Annotated in this window: 22 protein-coding genes; 16 read left to right on the forward strand and 6 right to left on the reverse strand. The window is 65.9% G+C overall.

What is annotated here, in order from left to right; genetic code table 11:
* Positions 1-49 precede the first annotated feature (49 nt).
* From dop to prcA, 4 genes are all read left to right on the forward strand, one after another.
* Complete coding sequence (gene dop, locus CH285_RS14555; protein ID WP_094643198.1) at positions 50-1549, forward strand: depupylase/deamidase Dop; 1500 nt, start codon at positions 50-52, stop codon at positions 1547-1549.
* A gap of 195 nt (positions 1550-1744) precedes the next feature.
* Positions 1745-1939, forward strand: a complete 195-nt coding sequence (locus tag CH285_RS14560) for a ubiquitin-like protein Pup (RefSeq protein ID WP_027497086.1) — start codon at positions 1745-1747, stop codon at positions 1937-1939.
* Complete coding sequence (prcB, locus tag CH285_RS14565; RefSeq protein WP_027497087.1) at positions 1936-2877, forward strand: proteasome subunit beta; 942 nt, start codon at positions 1936-1938, stop codon at positions 2875-2877. Before CH285_RS14560 ends, prcB begins: the two co-directional genes overlap by 4 nt.
* Positions 2874-3647, forward strand: coding sequence for a proteasome subunit alpha (prcA, locus tag CH285_RS14570; protein ID WP_027497088.1), 774 nt, complete (start codon positions 2874-2876; stop codon positions 3645-3647). The genes prcB and prcA overlap by 4 nt, the downstream gene beginning before the upstream one ends.
* Before the next feature lie 37 nt (positions 3648-3684).
* On the opposite strand, the gene CH285_RS14575 is transcribed toward prcA, so the two are convergent.
* Positions 3685-5154, reverse strand: coding sequence for a bifunctional phosphatase PAP2/diacylglycerol kinase family protein (locus CH285_RS14575; protein WP_027497089.1), 1470 nt, complete (start codon positions 5152-5154; stop codon positions 3685-3687).
* Between the two features lie 76 nt (positions 5155-5230).
* Between CH285_RS14575 and pafA the strand changes: the two genes are divergently transcribed.
* The 7 genes from pafA to CH285_RS14610 all read left to right on the forward strand — a co-directional run bounded on the left by pafA (position 5231) and on the right by CH285_RS14610 (position 14029).
* Positions 5231-6589 carry a Pup--protein ligase gene (pafA, locus tag CH285_RS14580; protein ID WP_174557245.1) on the forward strand — a complete coding sequence of 453 codons (1359 nt, stop codon included), beginning with the start codon at positions 5231-5233 and terminating at the stop codon, positions 6587-6589.
* A 93-nt stretch (positions 6590-6682) separates the two neighbouring features.
* A complete protein-coding gene (locus tag CH285_RS14585) occupies positions 6683-7675 on the forward strand; it encodes a helix-turn-helix transcriptional regulator (RefSeq protein WP_027497091.1) in 993 nt (330 codons plus the stop codon).
* The gene (locus CH285_RS14590) at positions 7672-8667 is read left to right on the forward strand and encodes a helix-turn-helix transcriptional regulator (RefSeq protein ID WP_027497092.1); all 996 of its coding nucleotides are present in this window, start codon (positions 7672-7674) and stop codon (positions 8665-8667) included. The genes CH285_RS14585 and CH285_RS14590 overlap by 4 nt, the downstream gene beginning before the upstream one ends.
* An 85-nt stretch (positions 8668-8752) precedes the next feature.
* The gene (tatA, locus tag CH285_RS14595) at positions 8753-9019 is read left to right on the forward strand and encodes a Sec-independent protein translocase subunit TatA (RefSeq protein WP_027497093.1); all 267 of its coding nucleotides are present in this window, start codon (positions 8753-8755) and stop codon (positions 9017-9019) included.
* Between the two features lie 109 nt (positions 9020-9128).
* Positions 9129-10100 (forward strand): twin-arginine translocase subunit TatC, encoded by a 972-nt coding sequence (gene tatC / locus CH285_RS14600; protein WP_094643199.1) that lies wholly within the window; start codon positions 9129-9131, stop codon positions 10098-10100.
* A gap of 27 nt (positions 10101-10127) precedes the next feature.
* Positions 10128-12902: a DEAD/DEAH box helicase gene (locus CH285_RS14605; RefSeq protein ID WP_051365148.1), complete on the forward strand. Its 2775-nt coding sequence runs from the start codon at positions 10128-10130 to the stop codon at positions 12900-12902.
* Between the two features lie 122 nt (positions 12903-13024).
* Complete coding sequence (locus tag CH285_RS14610; protein WP_094643200.1) at positions 13025-14029, forward strand: DUF4333 domain-containing protein; 1005 nt, start codon at positions 13025-13027, stop codon at positions 14027-14029.
* A gap of 6 nt (positions 14030-14035) precedes the next feature.
* Here CH285_RS14610 and CH285_RS14615 read toward each other — a convergent pair whose 3' ends face one another.
* Entirely contained in the window at positions 14036-15013 is a 978-nt protein-coding gene (locus CH285_RS14615) for a 5'-3' exonuclease (RefSeq protein WP_027497097.1), read from the reverse strand.
* A 27-nt stretch (positions 15014-15040) separates the two neighbouring features.
* Here CH285_RS14615 and CH285_RS14620 point away from each other — a divergent pair, with 27 nt between their 5' ends.
* Positions 15041-16171, forward strand: a complete 1131-nt coding sequence (locus CH285_RS14620; RefSeq protein WP_027497098.1) for a M24 family metallopeptidase — start codon at positions 15041-15043, stop codon at positions 16169-16171.
* Positions 16168-16755, forward strand: coding sequence for a nucleotidyltransferase family protein (locus tag CH285_RS14625; protein WP_027497099.1), 588 nt, complete (start codon positions 16168-16170; stop codon positions 16753-16755). Before CH285_RS14620 ends, CH285_RS14625 begins: the two co-directional genes overlap by 4 nt.
* Here the strand turns inward: CH285_RS14625 and CH285_RS14630 are convergent.
* Positions 16752-17165: a TIGR03618 family F420-dependent PPOX class oxidoreductase gene (locus CH285_RS14630; protein WP_032365855.1), complete on the reverse strand. Its 414-nt coding sequence runs from the start codon at positions 17163-17165 to the stop codon at positions 16752-16754. The genes CH285_RS14625 and CH285_RS14630 overlap by 4 nt on opposite strands.
* A gap of 64 nt (positions 17166-17229) precedes the next feature.
* On the opposite strand from CH285_RS14630, the gene CH285_RS14635 reads away from it, so the two are divergent.
* Genes CH285_RS14635 through CH285_RS14645 form a run of 3 tightly spaced genes read left to right on the forward strand, consistent with a single transcriptional unit; the run spans position 17230 to position 19996 of the window.
* Positions 17230-17988 carry an SDR family NAD(P)-dependent oxidoreductase gene (locus CH285_RS14635; RefSeq protein WP_027497101.1) on the forward strand — a complete coding sequence of 253 codons (759 nt, stop codon included), beginning with the start codon at positions 17230-17232 and terminating at the stop codon, positions 17986-17988.
* Positions 17961-19253 carry a precorrin-6y C5,15-methyltransferase (decarboxylating) subunit CbiE gene (cbiE, locus tag CH285_RS14640; protein WP_237606212.1) on the forward strand — a complete coding sequence of 431 codons (1293 nt, stop codon included), beginning with the start codon at positions 17961-17963 and terminating at the stop codon, positions 19251-19253. Before CH285_RS14635 ends, cbiE begins: the two co-directional genes overlap by 28 nt.
* A complete protein-coding gene (locus tag CH285_RS14645) occupies positions 19250-19996 on the forward strand; it encodes a cobalt-precorrin-6A reductase (protein WP_027497102.1) in 747 nt (248 codons plus the stop codon). Before cbiE ends, CH285_RS14645 begins: the two co-directional genes overlap by 4 nt.
* Here CH285_RS14645 and CH285_RS14650 read toward each other — a convergent pair.
* From CH285_RS14650 to cobG, 3 genes are read right to left on the reverse strand one after another with little or no spacing between them, the layout of a single operon-like run.
* Positions 19979-21472, reverse strand: coding sequence for a precorrin-2 C(20)-methyltransferase (locus CH285_RS14650; protein ID WP_027497103.1), 1494 nt, complete (start codon positions 21470-21472; stop codon positions 19979-19981). The two genes, CH285_RS14645 and CH285_RS14650, sit on opposite strands and share 18 nt — an antisense overlap.
* On the reverse strand, positions 21469-22095 hold the full coding sequence (locus tag CH285_RS14655; RefSeq protein ID WP_027497104.1) for a precorrin-8X methylmutase: 627 nt from the start codon (positions 22093-22095) through the stop codon (positions 21469-21471). The genes CH285_RS14650 and CH285_RS14655 overlap by 4 nt, the downstream gene beginning before the upstream one ends.
* Positions 22096-22149: 54 nt before the next feature.
* The gene (gene cobG / locus CH285_RS14660) at positions 22150-23280 is read right to left on the reverse strand and encodes a precorrin-3B synthase (protein ID WP_094643201.1); all 1131 of its coding nucleotides are present in this window, start codon (positions 23278-23280) and stop codon (positions 22150-22152) included.
* Positions 23281-23435: the final 155 nt, after the last annotated feature.

A 23435-nucleotide genomic window follows, 5' to 3' on the forward strand; every position in this document is an offset into this window, starting at 1 on the left:
GCACAGGGCGCGCCCCGAACTGCATCTGTCGGCCGTCTAGGCTCGACTTATGCAGCGCATCATCGGTATCGAGGTCGAGTACGGCATTTCTTCACCGACCGAACCCACCGCCAACCCGATCCTGACGTCCACCCAGGCGGTGTTGGCGTACGCGGCAGCCGCAGGAGTGCCCCGCGCCAAGCGCACCCGCTGGGACTACGAGGTGGAATCACCGCTGCGCGATGCACGAGGCTTCGATCTCGGACGGTTCAGCGGACCGGCTCCGGTCATCGATGCCGACGAGATCGGTGCGGCGAACATGATTCTCACCAACGGTGCCCGCCTGTACGTCGATCACGCGCACCCCGAGTACTCGGCCCCGGAGGTGCGGGACCCATTGGACGCGGTGATCTGGGACAAGGCAGGCGAACGCGTCATGGAAGCGGCCGCACGGCACGCGTCGAGCGTCCCGGGGGCTCCGCGCCTGCAGCTGTACAAGAACAACGTCGACGGCAAGGGCGCGTCGTACGGCACGCACGAGAACTACCTGATGTCGCGCGAGACGCCGTTCTCGGCGGTGATCGCGGGGCTCTCGCCGTTCTTCGCCTCCAGGCAGGTCATCACCGGCTCCGGTCGAGTCGGTATCGGCCAGTCGGGCGACGAGGCCGGGTTCCAGCTCTCGCAGCGAGCGGACTACATCGAGGTGGAGGTCGGACTGGAGACCACCCTCAAGCGCGGCATCATCAACACCCGGGACGAACCGCACGCAGACGCAGACAAGTACCGACGTCTGCACTGCATCATCGGCGACGCCAACCTGGCGGAGATGTCGACCTACCTCAAGGTGGGAGCCACGGCCCTCGTGCTCGACCTCATCGAGGCGGGCGTCGACCTGTCGGATCTGCAGCTGGCCAGGCCGGTCACGGCTGTCCATCAGATCAGCCACGATCCCACCCTGCGTAAAGCCGTGGCACTCGCCGACGGCCGCGAACTGACGGGCCTTGCGCTGCAGCGGATCTACCACCAGCGGGCGGCGAAGTTCGTGGCCGCCGAGGGCAGCGACGACGCACGAGCACTGGACGTGCTCGACAAGTGGGCGATGGTGCTGGACCTGCTCGAGCGCGATCCCATGGAGTGCGCGCATCTGCTGGACTGGCCGGCGAAACTGCGACTGCTCGAAGGCTTCCGACAGCGTGAGGGCCTCGGCTGGTCCGCTCCGCGGCTGCACCTGGTGGACCTGCAGTATTCCGATGTCCGCCTCGACAAGGGCCTATACAACAGGTTGGTCGCCCGCGGTTCGATGGATCGTCTCGTCACCGAGCAGCAGGTTCTCGATGCGGTCGGCACACCGCCCGACGACACGAGGGCCTACTTCCGCGGCGAATGCCTGCGCAAATTCGGTGCCGACATCGCCGCGGCGAGCTGGGACTCGGTCATCTTCGATCTCGGTGGCGATTCGTTGGTACGGATTCCGACGCTCGAGCCGTTGCGGGGAACGAAATCCCACGTCGGTGCCCTGCTGGAGTCCGTGGACAGTGCAGCGGAACTGGTCGACCAGCTCACCACCTGATCGTCCATGGCATTCGAATGGGTCGTTCGGCGGTGTCTTGCCAACCGGCGAGGTCGGACTGTCGGTAGGGTAAAGGTCCGTGCACTTTCGGCGGAACGTTCGGTAGCACTTGCACATCCACGCCGGTGCGCCTCGGATGACCCGGCGACCGTGCAGTAGATCTGTTTTCTCGATACACGGAGGAGGTCGGCGACTATGGCTCAGGAGCAGACACGGCGCTCGGGCGGCGGCGGCGACGACGAGGTCCCAGGCGACACGGGGGCCGGTGGCCAGGAACGGCGCGAGAAGTTGGCCGAGGAGACCGACGATCTTCTCGACGAGATCGACGACGTACTCGAGGAGAATGCCGAGGACTTCGTCCGCGCCTACGTTCAGAAGGGCGGCCAGTGACGGTGGATCGTTCGGACCCACGGTCGGCAGGCGACGGACCGGCGATTCCGCTGGGGTCCAGTAGCTCGTCCTTCTCCGACTACCTCCGGCAGCACGCCCCGCACCTGCTGCCGGAGAGCGGCCTCGCCGCGGACCTGGCGTCCCACGCCGCCAACGGCACCACCGACAAGTCCGGCATCGCTCCGCACGGGACGACGATCGTCGCCCTCACCTACGCGGGCGGGGTGCTGATCGCCGGTGATCGGCGCGCCACTCAGGGCAATCTGATCGCCAACCGGGACATGCAGAAGGTCTACGTCACCGACGAGTACTCCGCTGCGGGCATTGCCGGAACTGCGGGTATCGCAATCGAATTGGTTCGTCTGTTCGCTGTCGAACTCGAGCACTACGAGAAGATCGAGGGCGTGCCGCTCACCTTCAACGGCAAGGCCAACAAGTTGTCGTCGATGGTTCGGAGCAATCTGGGTGCGGCGATGCAGGGACTGGCTGCGGTGCCGTTGCTGGTCGGATTCGACATCGACATCTCCGATCCCGACAGAGCCGGACGCATCGTGTCGTACGACGTGGTCGGCGGGCGTTACGAGGAGCGGTCGGGCTATCACGCGGTGGGTTCGGGCTCGTTGTTCGCCAAATCCGCGCTCAAGAAGTTGTATCGCCCCGGAATGTCCGAGGACGAGGCGCTTCGGGCTGCAGTCGAGTCGCTGTACGACGCCGCCGACGACGACTCGGCCACCGGTGGTCCCGATGTCACCCGCGGCATCTACCCGACGGCGGTTGCCATCACGAGCGTCGGTGCGGACGACGTCGCGCACGATCGCATATCGGCTGCGGCCAGATCGGTTCTGGCAGAACGAACCGAGAGCGCAGCACACACCGGCGGCACGGACCACCACACCCGAGCAGGCCAGGAAGTCAGCGAAGGGGGTAGCGCGCTATGACGATGCCGTATTACGCATCTGCCGAACAGATCATGCGCGATCGTTCGGAATTGGCGCGCAAGGGAATCGGCCGCGGCCGCAGCGTCATCGTGCTGGCGTATGCCGACGGGGTCCTGTTCGTCGCCGAGAATCGCTCGACCGCGCTGCACAAGGTCAGTGAGCTCTACGACCGCATCGGTTTCGCTGCCGTCGGCAAGTACAACGAGTTCGAGAACCTACGCAAGGCCGGCATCCAGCACGCAGACATCAAGGGATACACCTACGATCGACGCGATGTCACCGGCCGGTCGTTGGCGAAGACCTACGCCCAGGCACTGGGCACCATCTTCACCGAGCAGCTCAAGCCGTACGAGGTCGAGATCTGCGTCGCCGAGGTGTCCCATCAGGACGAGCCGATGGCCACGCAGCTCTACCGCATCACGTACGACGGCTCCATCGTCGACGAACAGGATTTCGTCGTCATGGGCGGCACCACCGAGCCCATCGTGGCCGCGCTGAAGGATACGTACCGGTCCGGCCTCGGGTTGGCGGACGCAGTTCGTATCGCCGTCGACGCGCTCACCGCCGGTCCGACTTCGCCTGCGACTGCCGGTGCCGAGCCCGAGAAGAAGGTTCTCGAGGTGTCGGCCCTAGAGGTAGCCGTCCTGGATCAGGGGCGACCGCGTCGAGCGTTCCGGCGTATCGCTGGAGCTGCTCTGGCGGACATGTTGCCCGCATCGGCACCGTCCGCGACCGGCGACGGCTCCTCGGAGCCGGAGACTCCGCAGTAGTCCCCACACTTCGGATCGAGGTCGACGGCCTCGTGCTCTATCGCTTCCGGTAGAGCACGAGGCCGTTCTTGTCACTGCTGAACTGGAATGTCGTGCTGTCTCCGACGACCTCGCCGTCGGCCGCGAGGGCAACCGGGGCACCGTCCACCTCGACGGTCAAGCGTTGCGCCACACTGCGCACGTAGGCAGGCGACGAGCCGAGCGTTCCGGTGATCGTCGCCCACAGCAGTCGTGTTCTCGATGCCTTGGGTTCCGACGGGAGAAAGCGAACATCGAGGGTGCCGGTATGAATGCTGCTGCGCGACATGGGAACTTGATCGATCGGATCGTAGGTACCGTTGCCGACGAAGAGCATCCACACCGAGTGCGGCACCCCGTCGAGTCGAATGTTCAGTGGCTCTGCAGCCGCGAGCACTCGTGTCATCGCAACCGCAGCGGCCGGCCACTTACCGATTCGCTTCTGCAGCTTCTGCCGTAACCGCACCGAGTCGGGGTAACCCCCGAACGTCGCGGTGTTGACGAACGACACCCTGCGGCCGTCGACGTCCACCTCGGCGATGTCGACCAGTTCGGCGGTGCCCGCCTCGACGGCGGCGGCGGTGTCCTCGACTGCGGTCAGACCGGTGTCGCGAGCGAAGTGGTTGAGAGTGCCACCCGGAAACGCGGCGAGTGGCAGGCCGTTACGGGCGGCCGAGGCGGCGACGCTGACGACCGTGCCATCGCCTCCACACACTCCGAGAGCACGCGGCGTCGTGTTCCGAATTCTCTCTTCCAGTTGCTCGTTGAAGTCCCTCTCGGGATCGGGTACGAAGAGGTCGGCGTCGGGGAGCTCGCGACGGATGGCGTCCGGTACCGCCTCCGAACCGTCACCGGATCCGGGATTGACCAGCACCAACAGTCCCCGTCCGCCCGGCAGTGCCTCGACCTCGACCGGCGAGCCGAGATCGGCGGGCTTCGCCGAACGCACGGCCCACCAGCGGCGGGTCGACAGCGCGATCGCCGAACCGAGCGCCGCTCCGGCGACGACATCGGTGGGCCAGTGGACGCCGACGTGAACCCGGGAATAGCAGACTGCTGCGGCGACCGGAGCCAACAGCAATCCTGCCTTCGGTGATTCGATGGCGACCGCGGTGACGAAGGCGGCTGCGGACGCCGAGTGACCGGAGGGAAACGACGAGGACACCGGCGGGGCGAGCACCCGGCGGAGTACGGGAACCAGCTCGGTATCCGGCCTCGACCTCGGGAACACCGGCTTGAGCAGACCGTTCGCCACGGCGCTCGCACCCGCCACGGCGATCAGCCCCCGCACGCCGCCGCGTCGGGCCGAGCCACCGGCCGCGCCGAGAAGTGCGGCAGCTCCGAGCCACAGGCGACTGTGATCGGCGGCCGTGCTCAACGCGCGGAGCCCTGCATCCGCCCTGCTCGAGCGCAATGCCGCGCTTCGCGCAACGAGGGACAGGTCCCACGCGTGAACCGAGGCCGCAACAGACGTAGGCGTGGAAGTCATAGGGCCCAGCCTAGGCATGTGCGCCATCGAGGCGCTCCGACACATCCATCGGTGGCTTGCGTTGTAGTGTCGAAGTGTGCAGCGACGAATTATGGGCATCGAGACCGAGTTCGGTGTCACATGTACCTTTCACGGACACCGACGCCTGAGTCCGGACGAGGTGGCCCGCTACCTCTTCCGTCGCGTGGTCTCGTGGGGCCGCAGCTCGAATGTGTTCCTCCGCAACGGCGCTCGCCTCTATCTCGACGTCGGTTCGCATCCCGAGTACGCCACTGCCGAATGCGACAGCCTGCTGCAATTGGTCACCCATGATCGCGCTGGCGAGCGAGTACTCGAGGATTTGCTGATCGACGCCGAACAGCGTCTCGCCGAGGAGGGCATCGGCGGAGACATCTACCTGTTCAAGAACAACACCGATTCGGCGGGCAACTCCTACGGTTGCCACGAGAATTTCCTCGTCCAGCGAGCGGGCGAATTCTCGCGCATCTCGGATGTGCTCCTACCTTTCCTGGTCACCCGCCAATTGATCTGTGGCGCAGGCAAGGTGCTGCAGACACCCAAGGCCGCGACGTTCTGCCTCTCGCAGCGCGCCGAGCACATCTGGGAAGGCGTGTCGTCGGCCACCACTCGTTCGCGGCCGATCATCAACACTCGCGACGAACCGCACGCCGATGCCGAGAAGTATCGCCGGCTCCACGTCATCGTCGGCGATTCCAACATGGCCGAGACCTCGACCATGCTCAAGGTGGGGACGGCCGCACTCGTACTCGAGATGATCGAGGCAGGTGTCTCCTTCCGAGACTTCGCGCTGGACAATCCGATTCGGGCCATTCGCGAGGTCAGCCACGATCTGACCGGTCGCAGGCCGGTCCGCCTCGCCGGTGGCCGCCAGGCCAGTGCACTCGAAATCCAGCGTGAGTACTACTCCCGGGCCGTCGAGCATCTCCAGACGCGGGAGCCGAATGCTCAGGTGACACAGGTGGTGGACCTGTGGGGACGCACACTCGATGCCATCGAGTCGCAGGACTTCGCCAAGGTCGACACCGAAATCGACTGGGTCATCAAACGCAAGCTGTTCGAGCGGTATCAGGACCGCTACTCGATGGAACTTTCCGATCCCAAGATCGCTCAGCTCGATCTTGCGTACCACGACATCAAGCGTGGACGGGGAGTGTTCGACGTGCTGCAGCGCAAGGGTCTGGTCAAGCGAGTCACCGAGGACGAGCAGATCGACGAAGCGGTGAATCTGCCGCCGCAGACGACACGCGCGAAGCTGCGCGGTGAGTTCATCACCGCGGCCCAGGAAGCCGGACGCGACTTCACCGTCGACTGGGTACACCTGAAACTCAACGATCAGGCGCAGCGAACGGTGTTGTGCAAGGACCCGTTCCGTTCGGTCGACGAGCGCGTCGAGCGACTCATCGCATCGATGTAGTCCGGACCCGACTCGGCTGGAGGTCGGGTAGCGGTCCAGGCAACTCGGGTCGCTACAGCTCCGGCGGGCGGTGAACAACTAGGCTCGACTGTCGTGGCCACCACCAAAGTCGAACGCCTGATGAACCTGGTCATCTGTCTGTTGTCGACGCGTCAGTTCCTGACCGCGGAGTGGATCCGCGAGAGCGTTGCCGGGTACGACGACTCGACGAGCCTCGAAGCGTTCAGCAGGATGTTCGAGCGTGACAAGAACGAACTGCGCGATCTCGGGGTGCCCCTCGAGACCGGCATCGCCACGCGGTTCGGTGGTGTCGAGGGCTATCGCATCAACCGAGATGCCTACGAGCTGCCGGACATCGATCTCACCAGCGAGGAATCGGCTGCGGTCGCGGTGGCCGTCAAACTGTGGGAATCACCGGAACTGACCTCCGCGGCCCAGAGTGCGCTGCTGAAACTGCGCGCCGCAGGTATTCAGGTCGACCAGAACGAGTCGGCGGCTGCCGTCACGGCCGTTCCGGCCCGAACCCGCGGGTCCGAGCCCGCACTGGGCGCCCTGCTCGCGGCGATCGACGAGGGGAAGTCGGTGCGGTTCGAGCATCGACCCTCGTTGACCGAGCCGTTCGTCACCCGAACCGTCCAGCCGTGGGGCGTTGTGACGTTCCGGGGACGGTGGTATCTCGTGGGACACGACGTGGACCGAGACGACACCCGAACCTTCCGACTGTCCCGGATCGGCGACGACGTCAAAGCCTTCGGATCACCTCAGAGTGTCCGCAAGCCAGACGGTATCGATCTTCAGGACATCGTCCGCCGCGTCGCAGGCACGTCCTCGGTGTCGGGTACCGCGCGAGTGTGGCTCCAGGACGGTCGGGCGACGGAGCTGCGGAGGATGGGCACCGTGGTGGGGGAGCAGACGGTGGGGTCGCGCACCGGAACGGTCGTCGAGGTTCCGGTACGGTCCTGGGATTGGATTTCGCGGCTCATCGCCGGTCACGGTCCCGACGCGATGGTGTTGGCCCCGGCAGAGCTGCGGGCCGATGTCATCTCCACATTGCAGACTGCAGCCGAACTGGAGAACGAACGATGAGCGCGCGTCTGTCGGTGCGGTTGGCCCGCCTGCTCAACATGGTGCCCTTCTTTATGGCCAATCCGGGGTTGAGCGCCGAGGAGGCCGCTCGGGAACTGGGCGTGACCACCGCGACGCTGATGGCCGATCTCAATCAGCTCTGGATGTGCGGTCTGCCCGGGTACGGACCGGGTGACCTCATCGATCTGTCGTTCTCCGAGGAGAGCATCGACGTCACCTTCTCCGCCGGGATCGACCGGCCGCTGCGGTTGACGTCCACCGAGGCCACCGCACTGTTGGTCGCACTTCGGTCGTTGACCTCGATGCCGGGGATGGTCGATCCGTCGGCCGCTCAGCGAGCGATCGCGAAGATCGAGACCGCGGCCGGGTCGGCGGCGGCGAATGTGCCGCTCTCGTCCGACCACGACACGGCCGACGCGGAGGAGGGTCCGGTGTCGAGCACCGTACGGTCTGCGCTCCGAGCCCGGCACGCACTCGAACTCACCTACTATTCGGCGTCGCGAGACGTGCTCACCGAGCGCATCGTCGATCCGATCAGGACCGTGGTGGTCGACGACAACAGCTATCTGCAGGCATGGTGTCGCGGCGCCGAGGGCGTTCGGCTGTTCAGATTCGATCGCATCGATTCGGCCACCGAACTCGACGAACCGTCGTCTCCGCCGGAGTCGGTGCAGGACGAGGACGCGTTCGAGATCTTCAACGACGACCCCTCTCTGTCCCAAGCGCGGTTACGCGTCTCACCTGCGTTCACCTGGATCCTGGACTACTACCCGATGACGCAGGTAGCCGCCGATTCGGACGGGTCCATCGAGGTGACCATGCGTTTCGCGACGCTGCAGTGGATGACCCGGCTGACCCTCGGGTTCGGCGGTGGCGTCACCGTACTGGGACCTGAATCCTTGGTGAATTCCGTCCGCGATCGTGCGCGGTCCGCCCTGAATGCCTACGCGGAGCTCGACGCCACCGACACCGATGGCGGCCTCGCAACATGAACGTGAGGTGAAGCGGTGCGCTCCGTTGCCGAGCGCACCGCCCGCCGTCGGGTACGCTCGATTTATCTGATCTCAGGAGGTTCACATGGGATTCACCAGTCCCTGGCACTGGGCCATCGTTGCGGTGGTCGTCATCATTCTGTTCGGTTCCAAGAAGCTGCCCGAGGCTGCGCGTGGACTCGGACGCTCGTTGCGCATCTTCAAGAGCGAGGTCAAGGAGATGCAGAACGACGGCAAATCCGACACCGATACCGCGACTGCACAGCAGCCGGCCGCACCCGCTCAGCTGCCATCGCCGGCACCCGTGGCGCAGACCGAGACCACACCCCAGCACGACGCGAAGTCTGCCTGAGCGACGCCGCTCAGCACACCTTCGGTGCCGACGCGGCACCGAAGGTTCACTGCTGTCGGTGACGGCCTCGTGCCGCCTGCCGACCGAAGAAGGCTGACCGTAGAACACCATGCGCATTCCGTTCGATCCACGGCGCAGTAAGCGTCGAGTCAATCCCGACGGCACGATGTCGTTGGTCGATCACCTGTACGAGCTGCGAACCCGGCTGCTCTGGTCGCTGCTGGCCATCGCGGTGACCACTGCATTCGGATTCTTCTGGTACTCACACACGATCTTCGGCGTCGAAAGCCTCGGCGATCTGCTCCGAGGCCCGTACTGCACCCTGGACCCGAGCCTGCGTGCGGATCTGAGCAACGACGATCAGTGCCGCCTGCTCGCCACCGGCCCGTTCGACCAGTTCCTGCTGCGGTTCAAGGTGGCGTTCACCGCAGGCGTCGTGCTCGCCTGCCCCATCTGGCTGTACCAGATCTGGGCGTTCATCACTCCCGGCCTGTACGCCAACGAACGCCGTTACGCAGTCTCCTTCGTCACCGGTGCCGCTGCGCTGTTCGTGACCGGAGCGATTCTGGCGTACTTCGTCGTCGCCAAGGGCTTGCACTTTCTGCTGTCGATCGGTGACAACGTCCAGATCACGGCACTGAGCGGCGATCAGTACTTCGGTTTTCTGATCAATCTTCTGATCATCTTCGGTGTCAGCTTCGAAATACCGCTGCTGGTCGTCGGGTTGAACTTCGTCGGTGTTCTCACCTACGAACGCCTGAAGGCGTGGCGTCGCGGGTTGATCTTCGGACTGTTCGTGTTCGCGGCGATCGCAACGCCCGGACAGGATCCCTTCTCGATGCTGGCCTTGGCGTTGGCTCTGACGGTGCTCTTCGAGATGGCAGTGCAGATTGCGCGGATTCACGACAAGCGTAAGTTGCGCAAGAGAAGAGACGAATGGGGTGATGTGTCAGATGACGAAGCAACACGCATCGAAGGCGCAAGTTCTATCCAGGCCCCACACGCTGTCGCACCGACACCGCCGGTGGGCGGTATCGCCACTGCGACCCGAACACAGGCACAGTACGACGACACGATCTGATGTGAGTCCCAGCGACGGGGCGCGACCATGAGCGAGGCTGTTGTCGACACCCGGTCCAGGCCAGAACCCACGGAACTGCAACGGTTTTCCGCGGAGTTGAGTTTTCCGTTGGACCGCTTCCAAGTGGATGCGTGCACTGCATTGGAGAACGGTCACGGGGTGTTGGTCTGCGCCCCGACCGGCGCGGGCAAGACCGTGATCGGCGAGTTCGCGGTGCACCTGGCCCTCGCTGCCGGTCGCAAATGCTTCTACACCACCCCCATCAAGGCGCTGAGCAACCAGAAGTTCGCCGAGTTGACTGCGCGATACGGACGCGAGACGGTCGGTCTGTTGACCGGTGATTCCTCCATCAATCCGGATGCACCCATCGTCATCATGACGACCGAGGTGCTCCGCAACATGCTCTACGCATCCTCCGACGCACTGCGCGGGCTCTCGCACGTGGTGATGGACGAGGTGCACTACCTGGCGGATCGGTTCCGAGGTGCGGTGTGGGAAGAAGTAATCCTGCACCTGTCCGACGACGTGCGTCTGGTGAGCCTGTCCGCAACGGTCAGCAACGCCGAGGAGTTCGGCGCGTGGATGAGTACCGTTCGCGGCGACACCTCGGTCGTCGTGGACGAGAACCGTCCCGTTCCGCTCTCGCAGCACATCATGGTGGGCCGTCGGTTGTTCGATCTCTTCGACACCCGAGCACAGTCACCGGACGGCCACCAGAAGGTCGTCGTGGACCGAGACCTGGTGCGGCACGTCAAGCAGCGTCAGTCGCTGGACTCCATGGATCGGTGGCACGCACCGCACAGTCGAGGACGCGGAGGTCGAAGCGGGGGCGGCGGACGCGGCGGCCACCAGGGAGGCGGAGGTGCCAACCGTCCGCTGGCTCGTCCCGACGTGATCGCCAAGCTGGACGAGGAAGGTCTGCTCCCGGCCATCACGTTCATCTTCAGTCGTGCAGGCTGCGACGGGGCCCTGACTCAGTGCATGCGTTCGCGGCTGGTTCTGACGACGCCTGAGCAGGCCGAGGAGATCAGGTACATCGTCGAGAAGCACACCTCCGAACTCCCGCGCGAGGATCTGGAAGTGCTCGGCTTCTGGGAATGGCGAGATGCGCTCGAACGCGGGTTCGCCGCGCACCACGCCGGAATGCTGCCGGTCTTCCGCCACACCGTCGAGGAGCTGTTCGTCAAGGGATTGGTCAGAGCGGTGTTCGCCACCGAAACTCTGGCTCTCGGAATCAATATGCCTGCCCGAACCGTGGTGCTCGAAAAGCTGGTCAAGTTCAACGGTGAGACGCACGCGGAGCTGACACCGGGGGAGTACACCCAGCTGACCGGCCGGGCCGGGCGACGCGGAATCGACGTCGAGGGTCACGCGGTGGTGCTGTGGCAGCCCGGTACCGAACCGACCGAGGTGGCCGGACTCGCGTCGACGCGAACGTTTCCCCTCCGGAGCTCCTTCGCGCCCGCCTACAACATGTCGATCAATCTGATCGAACAGTTCGGGGCAGCGGATTCACGGCAGTTGCTCGAACGGTCCTTCGCTCAGTTCCAGGCCGACCGGTCCGTCGTCGGCATGGTCCGCGGTATCGAGAAGAACATGAAGACGTTGGAGGCGCTCGGCGCAACGCTCGGTGGCCCCGACGGGGAGTACTTCGAGTACGCGCGACTGCGCGAGCGTCTGAAGGATCGAGAGAAGACCCTCGAGCGTCAGAACAGGTCCGATCGGCGGGACAAAGCCGTCGACTCGTTGCGTGCGTTGCGCCGCGGCGACGTGATCTCGGTGCCGTCCGGACGGCGCAGCGGACTGGCAGTGGTACTCGAACCGGACGACGATCGCGGCGATCCGCGGCCGCTCGTGCTGACCGAGGACAAATGGGCCGGCCGTCTGTCCGCTGCCGATTTCCCAACGCCGGCAACGCCTCTCGGCTCCATGCGATTGCCACGGTTCGTCGATCACCGCACCGCCAAGACCCGTCGGGATCTGGCGGCGGCATTGGTCACCCGCGGCATATCCCAGCCCTCCGATCGAGTGGGACGAAAGTCGACCGCTGCCGACGACAAGGAGTTGGCAACCCTGCGGCGGGCCATCCGCTCGCATCCGGTGCACAGCCGGCCGGATCGCGAGGAACTCTCTCGAACCGGCGAACGCTACAACCGGCTGGCCCGGGAGACCGAGTCGATGCGGCAGAAGGTGTCGGCCACGACGAACTCGTTGGCCCGAACGTTCGACCGCATTCTGGCTTTGCTGGCGGACCGCGGTTACGTGACCCCGGGCAAGGATCCCAAGGTGACCGACGACGGTGCGCGATTGAGCCGGATCTATTCCGAATCCGATCTTCTGGTCGCGGAATGCCTCCGCGGCGGACTGTGGCAGGGCTTGTCGGCCGCAGAGTTGGCCGCAGTGGTCTCGGCCGTGGTCTACGAGTCCCGCTCCGAGGGAGACATCACCCCACACGGCCCGACCGGACCCATCAGGCACGCGTTGACGGAGACCGTGCGGGTGTGGCACGAGCTGCGGGCCGACGAGGTTCGGCACAAACTGCCACCGACCAGAGAGCCGGACATGGGCTTCGTCAAAGCGATCTACAAGTGGGCTTCCGACCATTCGCTCGTCGACGCACTGGTCGCGGCAGGCGACAACGGCAAGGCGCTGTCCGGTGGCGACTTCGTCCGTTGGTGTCGGCAGGTCATCGACCTGCTCGACCAGGTCCGGCTCGCCGCTCCCGAACCCGAGCTGTCGCGAACCGCCGCCCGTGCCGTCGCCGCGCTGCGACAAGGAGTGGTGGCCGTCGATGCCGCGTGACAGATGCTGCGTGACGGGCGCTGCGTGACGGGCCGAAACCGGACTGCCGGGTCGGTACAGCGGACGCAGCGACAAGCGGGATACTGTACCCCCGACGGATTCGAGATTTCAGTGGAGGCGAGATGAGCGGCCCATACGGTCCGACCGACCCCGACAACAGTTGGTCACGAACGCCGGACCAGGACGGTGCCGCAAAGGACGGGCAGGAAGCTTCCACCGGCGAAGCTGCGGCGACATCCGAATCGCAGACTCCGACTCCGTCGGCGTGGGGACAGTACGCGCCGCCCACCGGCACCCCGACCACGCAGTACGGCGAACCTTCCGGAGGCGCATACGGCCAGTCTCCGCAGGGGCAAACTCCGCAGGGGCACTACCCACAGGGCGGGTATCCCCAGGGGCAATACCCCCAGGGCGCGTATCCGGCCGGGCCCTACCCGCAGCAGGGTCAGAATCCCCAGGTTCAGGGTCCGCAGGGGCAGTACCCGCAGGGTTACAACCCGCAAAATCCGACAGCACAGAATCCCACCGCACAGAACCCGACCGCGCAATACCCGGCGGGACAGCCGTACGGGGCACCGTATCCGGGGACCGGACAGCAGCCTGTCGGTGACGCCGCCTACCAAAACCCCTACGCACCACAACAATTCGGTGGCAGTGGGCAGTACGGTGCCGGCCAGTACGGTCAGCAGCCTCCCTTCGCGGGCGGACAGAATCCGAATCAGCAGAATCCGAATCAGCAGTATCCCGGACAGCAGTATCCGGGCCAGTACCCCGGCCAGTTCCCGGGCCAGCAGCCAGGTCCCGGTCGCAGTGGCGCGCAGTCCAAGAAGCCGCTGATCATCGCGGGCTCCGTCATCGCCGTCGTGGCCGTGGTCGCGGCAGTGCTGTACTTCGCGTTCGGGCGCACGACCACCCTCGATACGACGGCCGCTCAGGACGGTATTCGCACGGTGTTGACCGAGTCCTACGGTGCCACGAACGTCTCGGGGGTGTCGTGCCCGCAGAACATCGAAGTCAAGGCCGGCACCAGCGTCGATTGCACGCTGACGGTCGACGGGGCGTTCAAGAAGGTGACGTTGACGTTCCTCAACGACGACGCCGACTACGAGGTCTCACTCCCGAAATAGCCCCGGTCAATTCTGCGACGCCGTGGCCGCCATCGCCGAGACGAGGCGGTCCACGGCGTTTCTGATTCCCAGGGTCTCCGCGAGCTTGTCGAGTGCCTCGAGATCTGCCGGTTCCGCCGGAATCTCGTCCGACCTCGACAGAACGACGTCGGCATCGGTGACGACCCGCACCACCGGCAGTGCCGCATCGAGGTAGTCGCTGGCGTTGGCCAGCTTCGCCCGAATTCCCTTGGCCATGTCCGACTCCGGATCTAGTGCCGCTGCACGCAGGGCCGCGACGGACTCGTACTGCAGCATGAGTGTGGAGGCCGTCTTCTCGCCGACACCCTTGACACCCGGTAGCCCGTCCGACGCGTCACCGCGCAGAAGCGCCAATTCCGCGTAGGCCGCTCCCGCGCGGTGCAACGGGACGCCGTACCGCTCGGCCACTTCGACCGGGCCGAAGAGTTCGGCCTTGGCCAAGCCTCGACCCACGTACAGCACCCGTACCTCGTTCGGTTCGTCCGCCGCCACCTGCAACAGATCTCGGTCGCCGCTGACCACGACGACGGGATCGCGTCGTTCCTGTGCAGCCAAGGTTCCGAGCACGTCGTCGGCCTCGAGGCCGTCGGCCCCCGCGGTGGCAATTCCCAACGCCGCCAGAACGTCCATGATCATGTCCACCTGTGGCGTCAGGGTCTCGGGAACCTCTTCGCTCTCGGCCACATCCGGCGCGGCGTCGGCAACCCGGTGAGCCTTGTACGAGGGAACGAGGTCCACTCGGAACTGTGGACGCCAGTCGAGGTCGAGGCATACAGCCAATCGGCTCGGTTCGGTTCGCGTGATCAGGGCCGAGATCATGTCGAGGAAACCTCGCACGGCATTGACGGGACGGCCGTCGGGCGCCGTAATCGACTCGGGCAGAGCGTAGTAGGCCCTGAACCACAGGCTCGCGCCGTCGAGGAGCAGCAACGGCGACTTTCCGGGGGTGGTCATGGGGCTCATCTTGCCGTACGGCACTAGCCTGGAGGTATGAGTGTCGATTCTTCTCGTTTTCCCAGCGATGTCTACGCCTCCAGACTCGCGCGCGCGGCCCGCCTGACGTCGGACGCAGGCTTGGACGCCCTGCTGATCACTCCGGGCCCGGATCTGCAGTATCTGATCGGGTCCACGGCCAGCTCGTTCGAGCGTCTCATCGCGTTGGTGGTGCCAGCCGACGGCAGCACTCCCAGCATCGTCGTGCCGCGGCTCGAACTCGCCGCGCTGGGTGACTCCGCCGCCGAGGACCTGTCACTGACGCTCGTCGATTGGGTGGACGGCGTCGATCCGTACGCGCTCGTGGCTGCGGCCGTGCCGGCCGGCAGCAAGACCGCTGTCGCCGACGTAATGCCCGCCCTGCACTTCGTGCCGCTGGCAATGATTTTCGGGACCGTGCCGGTACTGGCGACAGACGTTCTGCGCCAGCTGCGGATGATCAAGGACGACGCCGAGATCGATGCTCTGCGTCGAGCCGGTCATGCCATCGACCGGGTTCACGCCCGGATGGGCGAGTGGCTCCGAGTGGGCCGAACCGAAGCCCAGATCGCGGCAGACATCGCGACGGCGATCGTCGAGGAAGGCCATACCGCACCGGAATTCATCATCGTCGGCTCCGGTCCGCACGGTGCCGATCCGCACCACGAGGTCTCCGATCGTGTCGTCGAGGCCGGCGACGTGGTCGTCGTCGACATCGGTGGACCCGTTGCGCCGGGATACAACTCGGACTCCACTCGCACCTACAGTCTCGGCGAGCCTTCGGCCGAGGTCGCTACCCGGTACGCGGTACTGGAGCGAGCTCAGCAGGCAGCAGTCGACGCTGTGTCGCCGGGAGTCAGCGCGGAGTCCATCGACGCAGCCGCACGCGAGGTGTTGGTCGAAGCAGGTCTGGGAGAGGCGTTCCTGCACCGCACCGGACACGGTATCGGCCTGTCGGTGCACGAGGAGCCGTACATCGTGGCGGGCAACGACATCACTCTCACCGAGGGAATGGCGTTCAGCATCGAACCGGGCATCTATTTCCGTGGGCAGTGGGGTGCCAGGATCGAGGACATCGTCGTCGTGACGGCGGACGGGTGCGAATCGGTCAACCTCCGCCCCCACGGTCTCGCCGTGCTGCCGGTGTGACCGACGGCCGCCGAGCCGAGTTCGTCTCCGTCGTCAGGACGAATCCGATTGTGGCCGAGGTACTTCGGCGTGCGCCGCAGCTCGGGCTTTCGAATTGGTACCTGACGGCGGGCGGTCTGTTCCAAACCGTGTGGAATCACCTCGCCGACCGAGATCTCGGGGCCGGAATTCGCGACTACGACTTCTTCTACTTCGACGACACGGATCTGTCGTACGCCGCCGAGAACGACGTGATCGAGACCGCGGCCGACGTGTTCGCCGACCTCGGGGTCGATGTCGAAGTGCGTAATCAAGCGCGTGTACACCTGTGGTACGAGCAGCATTTCGGAGCGACGTTGGCTCCGTACCGAAGCTCCGAGGATGCCATCGACCACTTCGTGTCGACCACGTGCTGTTTCGGGATCACCGTGGACTCCCACGGTATGGACCGCGTTTATGCCCCACACGGCTTCGACGACCTGTTCGCCGGGATCGTCCGGCCGAATCCGCGATTGCCGATGCGGCACGTCTACGAGGCGAAGGCCGCGCGGTGGACCACCGAATGGCCGAACCTGACCGTTCTACCCTGGCCGACGGACGACTAGCGTCGCAGCAGCGAGCGGCTGCCCAGTACCCGCCGCACCGCTATCTCGACGACGACGCGGGTCGGATTCTCCCGCGGCACTCGATAGCGTCGGGCATAGCGGTTCTCCGCATCGGCGACCGACTCGTGGTCGTCACGAACGGTGGCCGGACCCTCCAACGTCAGCCAGCGGGCACCGTCGATCTGGGTGACGGCGGCGTAGGCACCGCGGCCGGCGTTGATCGCCTTCTGCGACACGTTGTTGGTGATGACACGGGCGACGTGCGCGTCCGCGTCGTAGGTGAACCCGACGGCGACGACATGGGGCGTGCCGTCCGGACGCAACGTCGTCAGCGTGGCGAGGTGCCGTTCGGTGAGGAATTCGATCGCCTCGTCGGTGAGGGCAGTCGCGTCAGCGGGGGTAGCGGCCATGACTCGACTGTAGTGACGTGCCCCGACTGCCACGAGCGGGGCTCGATCGGAGAGACTGTTCGGCGTGAGCAGACGATCTGAACCCGCCTCGGGAACGTTGTTGTTGCTCGGCGGCCGAAGCGAGATCGGTCTCGAGGTCGCCACTCGGCTGGCACCGGGACGAACGGTCGTACTGGCCGCTCGACGCAGTTCCGACCTGGCGACGCAAAGGTCACGTGTGCTGCAGGCAGGCGCGACGACCGTCTATGCGGTCGAGTTCGACGCGAACGCCATGGACACCCACGAGGAAATCCTGCGCTCCGTCGTGGAACGGCACGGGCCCATCGGGATCGTGGTGTTGGCGTTCGGGATTCTGGGGGATCAGACGCGCGCCGAGGACGACGCCGGGCATGCGCTGGAGGTGATCACGACCGACTTCCTGGCCCAGGCTTCCGTCCTCACCCACGCCGCGAAGGTACTGCGGGCGCAGAAGAGCGGCGATCTGGTGGTCTTCTCGTCCGTCGCGGGTGTCCGGGTCAGGCGGGCCAACTACGTCTACGGCTCGGCCAAAGCGGGTCTGGACGGTTTCGCCAGCGGACTGAGCGATTCCCTGCACGGCAGCGGCGTTCATCTGTTGCTCGCGCGCCCAGGGTTCGTCATCGGTTCGATGACCGAGGGCATGGACCCGGCACCGATGTCCAGCACACCCCATCAGGTGGCTGCCGCGGTGGTGGCTGCGCTGCGCAGCCGGAAGTCGACGGTGTGGATCCCCGGCACTCTTCGCCCGGTGTTCTTCGCGATGCGACTGCTTCCGCAATGGCTGTGGCGCAGGATGCCGCGCTGATGGCGGAGCCCAACCATCATCCCATCGCAGTGGTGGGAATCGGCGCGGACGGTTGGGACGGACTGTCTGCTGTCGCACGTGTCGTGGTCGAGCAGGCAGATGTCGTCTTCGGGTCGGCGAGGCAGCTCGCCGGCGTGGGGGACAGGTGCGCCGACGCTCGGGCGTGGCCCAGTCCGTTGCTGCCGAGCCTGCGGCCGATGATCGACTCCTGTGACGGCCGGACCGTGTGTGTGCTGGCCAGTGGCGACCCGATGTTTCACGGTATCGGTGTGAGCCTGGCTCGCGAATTCGGCGCCGAACGTCTGAGGGTGTATCCCGCACCGTCGTCGGTTTCGCTTGCCTGTGCGCGTCTGGGCTGGTCGCTCGCGCACACCACGACGGTGTCGCTGGTGAACAGCCCGGTCGAGACCGTCCTCCCGGAACTCGGCCACGGTCGTCGACTTCTCGTACTGAGCCGAGGCAGCTCGACACCGAGTGACGTGTGTGCGCTCTTGCGTGACAACGGTTTCGGTGCCAGTACGGTGAGCGTGCTCGAACAACTCGGCGGCCCGGCCGAACGCGTCACCCGGGGGACGGCGACGGACTCGACGTTCGCCGACGCCGACCCGCTCAACGTTGTCGCGCTCGAATGCGTTCGAGATCGCGGCGCCACCAGACTCACTCGCGTTCCGGGCCTGCCCGATTCGCAGTACACCGGCGACGGTCAGATGACCAAGCAGGAAGTGCGCGCACTGACGCTGTGCGCGTTGGCGCCCGGAGCCGGCGAGGTCCTGTGGGACGTCGGCGGAGGCTCGGGGACGATCGCCATCGAATGGATGCGCACCGATCCATCGTGTCGCGCAGTGACATTCGAGTCGTCCGGGGATCGTCGACACCAGATCACGACCAACGCACAACGGCTCGGGGTGCCCGGGCTGGCCGTGCTCGGCACTGCGCCCGGGGCTTTCGAAGAGGTCCCCGGCAGTGCAGGCGTTCCGGACGCGGTGTTCGTCGGCGGCGGGGCGACCGAGCCGGGCATGATCGAGCGGTGCTGGGCGGCCGTGCGTCCCGGTGGCCGATTGGTCGCCAATTCGGTGACCGCAGAATCGGATTCACTGCTGCTCTCGGCAGCTGCACGATACGGCGGTAGGCTGCGCCGGTTCCAGATCTACCGGGGTGAGCCGTTGGGGTCCTTCACCACCTGGCGACCACAACTGCCGGTCACCCAGTGGTGCGTGACGAAACCCTGGGGTGCGCCCGACGGGGCGGATGCGGACGAGCAGTGAAGGTCCTACTCCTGGGCGGCACGTCCGAATCCAGGCAACTCGCCGCCGCCGTGGCGGGCGTGCCCGGGATCGAGTTGATCACCTCGCTGGCCGGGCGCGTCGCCGAGCCGGCGCCGGTGTCGGGCCATACCAGGATCGGCGGTTTCGGCGGTGCCGACGCATTGGCACGGTGGATTCGAGACAACGCCGTCGATGCACTGGTCGACGCGACGCACCCGTTTGCCGCCACCATCACCGCGCATGCCGACTACGCTGCTCGGACAACCGGTGTCGCTCATCTCGTGCTGACCCGGCCACCGTGGATCGCGTCGGCGGACGACCAGTGGACCACCGTGGCATCCCTACCCGAGGCGGCCGCATCGATAGAACCGGGTAGTCGGGTGTTCCTCACCATCGGCAGGCAAGGCGTTCACCATTTCGCCGGAGTCGCCGATGCGTGGTTCCTGATTCGTTCGATAGATCCACCGACCGGTGCCGTTCCCCCTCGCGCCACCCTCGAGCTCGGCCGCGGGCCGTTCGACCTCGCGCACGAGTCGGCAATGCTCGCCGACAACCGAATAGACCTGCTGATCACCAAGAACAGCGGCGGCACGATGACCCGCGCCAAGCTCGACGCGGCGCGATCGGCCTCGATTCCCGTTCTGATGATCTCGCGACCCACCGTCGACATCTCGGCATTGACGGTCGACGAGGTCGATGCCGCCGCTCGGTGGTTGATCGAACGCCTACGCGTCACTCCCTGACGGGTAGCGCCGCGACGTGAACACTTTCGGACCGCTTCCGGTCTCCACCACCATCGTCATCGAGGAGCCGATGATGAGCAGGCACCGCATGTCGATCGACTCGGGATCGAGTTCGCCGAGGGTCACGGTGCGCACCGATTCCTGCGCACTGCCTACCGCCCGCCCGATCACCACCGGCGTCTCCGATGAACGATGTTCGAGCAGAACATCTTTCATGGCCGCGACCTGCCAGGTGCGGGTCTTCGACGCCGGGTTGTAGATCGCGATCGCCATGTCGGCTTCGGCCACTGCCGAGAGTCGTCGGGCCACCACGTCCCAGGGCTTGAGTCGATCGGAGAGGGAGATGACGGCGTAGTCGTGTCCGAGCGGCGCGCCGACGCGGCTGGCAACAGCATTGGCTGCCGTCATTCCCGGGACCACGCGTACCGGTACCGAACTCCACTGCTGTTCTGCTGCAACCTCGATGACCGCTGTCGCCATCGCGAACACGCCCGGATCACCCGAGGACACCACAGCGACGCGGCGACCCTGTTTGGCGAGGTCGAGGGCGAATGCCGCGCGCTCGGATTCGACCTTGTTGTCGCTTGCATGCCGAATCTGGCCGGGTCGCTGAGGAACTCGATCGATGTAAGTGATGTATCCGACCAGATCGGTCGCCGCCGCGAGTTCGGCTCGCACTTCGTCCGTCGTCCACACGTCGTCGCCCGGACCGAGACCGACGACGACCACTTCGCCGGTGCTGGTGGGCATGTCGGTTCGATTCGACGGACTCGGCACGACGATCATCGAGAAGTACGGCACGTTGTCCGCGTCGGCTGCATCGAGGACGCGTTGCTCGGCTGTACTGGCCCGCTCGACGTACCGCGCTTCGTCGAGCCTGCCGGATCGTTCCAATGCATCGAGCACGGTCGGATAGGTTCGACCGAGTTTCATGATGACCGCGGCGTCGGTGCCGCGGAGTCGGCGAGTGAGTTCGTTCACCGGCAAGGTGCCGGGGAGGACGGTGAAAACCTCGTCGCGCTCCACCAATGGAGTCGCCAGGGCGGCCGATGCAGCACTCACCGAGGTCACGCCGGGAACCACCTCGACCTCGAACCGGTGTGCCAGGCGTTTGTGCATGTGCATGTACGAGCTGTAGAACAGTGGATCGCCCTCGGCCAGAAGCACAACCGATCGGCCGGCGTCGAGATGAGCGGCGAGCCGTGCGGCAGCGGACTCGTAGAACTCGTCGATGGCCCCCTGATACCCACCGGGATGAGCCGTCGCCTCGGTGGTCACCGGATACACCAGGTGTTCCTCGATCTGCCCGTCGCGCATGTAACCGGCCGCGAGGGCGCGCGAGATGCTGCGACCGTGCCGAGCACTGTGGAACGCGACGACATCGGCCTCGCCGATCACGCGAGCGGCCTTGACGGTCAACAACTCCGGGTCGCCCGGGCCGACGCCCACTCCCCACAACTTTCCGCTGGAGCTCATTCTTGTTCGCTCGCAATGGCATTGACCGCGGCGACGGTGATGGGGCTGCCACCGCGTCTGCCCCGGACGACCAGATATTCCACGCCGAGGTCGGCGGCTATCAGGTCTTCCTTCGACTCCGCAGCGCCGATGAATCCGACCGGGCCGCCGACGATGGCTGCGGGCTTCGGAGCTCCGGCCGCGAGCATTTCCATGAGGTGGAACAGGGCGGTCGGCGCGTTTCCGATCGCGACGACGGCACCGCCCAGCTTGTCACCCCACAACTCCAGCGCGGCAGCGGTTCTCGTGGTGCCCATACTCCGAGCCAAATCCGGCACCCGAGGATCGGACAGGGTGCACAGCACCTCGTTGTCGGCCGGCAGACGGCGACGAGTGATACCGGCGGCAACCATATTGGCGTCGCACAACACGGGTGCCCCTGCGCGCAGGGCAGTTCGGGCGGACTCCACCACGTCGGGCGTGAAGCCGATCGTCTCGGTCAGGTCGATCTCACCGACAGCGTGAATCATGCGCACGACGACCTGGGCGACGTCCGGGGTGAACCGAGACAGATCCGCTTCGGCGCGGATGGTTGCGAAAGACTGGCGGTAGATCTCCGCGCCGTCACGGATGTAGTCGTGCATGCGTGTCACGATAGGGGAGAGGGACCCCTCAGCCGGAAGCCGGTCTCCAGGTGCTCAGGACACCTGGTAGCCGATTCCCGTCGCAATGACGTCGGTCACCTCGCCTTTGGGTCGGCCGCATCGACGCTCGCAACCGGACCAATGCTGCCGCTCGTCCCGTGGCGTCATCCGCGCATAGACCGCGGCCGCTAGGTCGGCTCGGACGTCGGCGAGGGACTTCTCGCAACCGGGCGATCCGGTGCAGGCACTGACTCGGATCCACGGTGACGCGGCGTCGAAGATCAGGCCCATGGGTGCGAGAACTCGAACGACCTGTTCGGCCGGTTCCTCGTCCAGATCACCCACGATCAGCGATCGCCACGGCGTCACGATCAGCGGACGATCGACGGCAGCGAGGAATTCGGCCAACCGCGCGCCGAGGACGCCGTTGGCCAGACCTGCGCCGAGCGCAACGTGGCCATCGTCCTGATCGAGCCAGCCGATCGGTGGCACCTCGACCGGCGCAGGCATGGCCAGTACCGGTCCGGCCTGCAACCCGAGCACGTCGACGATGCGCGCGGCACCGCCGTCCAGTTCCGCCAGTCGCCATTCCTTGTGGCGCAACCGGACGAAGGCATCCGCGCAGTCGAGCAGAGTCGAGACCACGTGCTCGCGGTCGACGCGTACACCGCTGTCGCGTCCTGCCAACAGCACTGCGAACGACCCGTCGGCCTGGGCGTACACCCCGAAGTCGGGTTCGAGTCCGCACAGATCCCCACGGCCGTCGTCCAGGGCGAACAATGTCCGGCCTGGCAGTCCGGCGAGCTCGGGGCGAGCGCACACGGCAGCGTCGAGCTCGCCGACGAGACTGCGGACGTCGTTGAGTCCGCCGACCCGGCCCGACAGCGGCGAGGCGAGAATGTTGCGCACGCGCTCGTGCGTCGGAGACGGCAGCAACCCGGCGGCGGCCAACCTGTTCGCGAGCTCGTCCGGGTCCGAGACCGCACGAACCTGAATGTTGCCCCTCGACGTGAGTTCGAGCGAGCCGTCGCCGAGCTCGGCCGCGGCCTCGGCCAGGACCTGCATCTGCTCCGGCAGCACGAGGCCGCCCGGGAGCCGGATTCTGGCCAACGGACCGTCCGCCGCGCGGTGCGTCGACAGAGCTCCGGGGCAGCCGTCGGGCACGGACCTACTGGGCGAACTCATGTTCACCAGGCTACAAGTGCGACGGGTGGCCCGATCTCGTCCCGGCACCGGTAGCATTCGATGTTCACGGCTCCGGCCGAGAGGAAACCGGTGAAATCCCGGTACGGTCGCGCCACCGTGACCGCCCTGTAGTTCGTCGAGAACAGCTCGTCGGG

Origin of the sequence: Rhodococcus sp. 05-2256-B1, from assembly GCF_002258465.1 — a bacterium.
Taxonomy (GTDB): domain Bacteria; phylum Actinomycetota; class Actinomycetes; order Mycobacteriales; family Mycobacteriaceae; genus Rhodococcoides; species Rhodococcoides fascians.